This window comes from Actinoplanes sp. NPDC051633, from assembly GCF_040681735.1.
In the GTDB taxonomy this organism is placed as follows: Bacteria; Actinomycetota; Actinomycetes; order Mycobacteriales; family Micromonosporaceae; genus Actinoplanes.
Genome location: NZ_JBFAZH010001273.1, coordinates 1 through 2126, shown reverse-complemented (window position 1 = coordinate 2126; position 2126 = coordinate 1). Strand labels below are relative to the sequence as shown.

The window sequence follows — 2126 nt, the reverse complement described above, 5'->3', positions numbered from 1 at the left end:
GGGCCACCCACGCCGGGCCGCGGCGCAGCGCGGCGGCCAGCGCGTCGCGGCGCAGTTCGTCGGTCACCTTTGCCGCCGTACGCTGCGCGACCGCCTGCTCGGCCCACGCCAGCAGGGCCCGCACCGGATAGGCGAGCGCCACGGCCACGATGCCCGGACCGCGCTGCCCCGCGACCACTGCCGTGAGCCCCACGGCCAGCAGCAGCGCGGACCCGGCCTGCCCGGCGCCGATCAGCGCCAGCCCGGCGATCCCGGCCCGGCCGCCGCGGGCGTGGCGCAGCAGCCGCGGATCCACCGGGCCCCTCATGACGGGACCCGCTCGCTGGCGACCCGGCGGCGGAACACCCAGTACGAGTACGCCTGGTAGGCGAGCACCCCGGGCAGCACGATCAGGCCGACGACGGTGAGCAGCCGCAACGCCGACGGTGTGGCCGCCGCCGAGGACCGGGTCAGCGACCACGCCTCGTTCAGCGTGCTGGGCAGCACCACGTCACCGTTGACGGTGAGCACGGCGGCGACCGCGGCGGCCACCCCGATCGCCGTACCCGTGAATGCCGTTGTCTCCCGGCCGGAGCGCGCCAGCAGCACGACGCCGAGGGCGACGACGCCGGCGGCGAGGAACAGCCGATCCGACGAGGTAGCGCCCGCCGCGAACAGACCCGTCGCCAGTGCGGCGCCGGACAGGACGGAAGCCCGCCGCGCCCGCCGCCGGACCGGTCCGGTGGTGCGCAGGGCGAGGAAGGTCGACCCGAGCAGCACCGCCGCGCCCAGTGCCAGGACGGCGCCGAGCAGCGCCGGCCAGGTCAGCAGCGGCGCGAGGCTGCGCCGCAGCCCGGTCCCGGCCACCGATCCGTCGGCCGACAGGGCCAGCCCCCGCGCGAAGACCGTCAGCACGGCGCCCCACAGCAGCACAACCCCGCCGGAGCTGGCCGCCAGGACCGCATCCCAGGCCCGCCGCCAGTGCGACGGAGACTTGCCGCGGAACTCGAGCGCCACCCCGCGCAGAGCGAGCAGCAACAGGATCGCCACCATCGGCAGGTAGAGCCCGGACAGCAGAGTGGCGTACCAGGCGGGGAACGCGGCGAAGGTCACGCCGATCGCGGCGACCAGCCAGACCTCGTTGCCGTCCCAGAACGGCCCGATGGTGCGGATCGCCGCGCCCCGCTCGTGCTCGTCGCGGCCCAGCACCGGGCCGAGCACACCGACCCCGAAGTCGAAGCCCTCCAGGACGAAGTAGAGCACCCAGGCCAGCACGACCAGCCCGAACCAGAAGGTCACCACGGCACAGCTCCTCAGTAGACGGACACGGGATCGGCGGGCTCGAGTTCCGGCGCGGGGTCCGACGAGCGGACGAGGTGCCGGACCAGCCGCAGCCACAGCACCGCCAGGACCCCGTACACGAGCGTGAAGCCGGCCAGCGACGCGATGACCTCGCCGCTGGTCAGGCCGGGGGAGATGCCGTCGGCGACGGTCGAGATGCCGAAGGCGATCCACGGCTGCCGGGCGGTCTCGGTGAAGACCCAGCCGAGCGAGTTGGCGGCGGTGGGCAGCAGCGGGATCAGCGGCAGCCAGCGGAGCAGGAGCCGATGTGGGGTACGGCTCTTGCGCGACGTCCACAGGTAGACCGCGGCGACCAGGGCCGCGAGCATGCCGATGCCGATCATCAGCCGGAACGACCAGAACGCGACCGGGATCATCGGCACGTAGCTGCCCGGGCCGAACTCGGCGGCGTACTGGGCCTGCAGGTCGTTGATGCCCTGCACGGTCGCGCCGGGCGAGCCCTTGGCGAGGATCGAGAGCAGCCACGGGATCTGGAGGCTGACGGACGGCCGGTCGGCCGAGAGGCCGCCGACGGCGAAGACCGAGAACGGCGCGCCGGTGGTGGTCGCGTAGAGCGCCTCGGCGGCGGCCATCTTCATCGGCTGCACCTGCGTGATCACCTTGCCGAGGTGGTCGCCGGTCAGCGCGGTCAGCGCCCCGCCGGCCATCGTCAGCCAGGCGCCGATCCGCGCGTAGAGACTAAAGGCCTGGTCGGAGGTACGCCGCCAGACGCCGATCGCCAGCAGCAGCGCGCCGCCGACCATCACCGCGCCGGCCATCGTGTGCGGGAAGGCGGCCAGGTTGAC

General features: G+C 74.2%; 2 protein-coding genes and 1 pseudogene. All 3 read right to left on the bottom strand.

Features of this window, described 5'->3' with window-relative positions; all coding sequences use genetic code 11:
• Nucleotides 1–307 (bottom strand): annotated as a pseudogene (locus tag AB0M20_RS39985) (thiol reductant ABC exporter subunit CydD); the annotation flags it as partial.
• Nucleotides 304–1281 (bottom strand): cytochrome d ubiquinol oxidase subunit II, encoded by a 978-nt coding sequence (gene cydB / locus AB0M20_RS39980; RefSeq protein WP_364306343.1) that lies wholly within the window; start codon nt 1279–1281, stop codon nt 304–306. The pseudogene AB0M20_RS39985 and the gene cydB, both read right to left, overlap by 4 nt.
• Before the next feature lie 11 nt (nt 1282–1292).
• On the bottom strand, nt 1293–2126 hold an 834-nt coding region (locus tag AB0M20_RS39975), incomplete at its 5' end, for a cytochrome ubiquinol oxidase subunit I (RefSeq protein ID WP_364306341.1).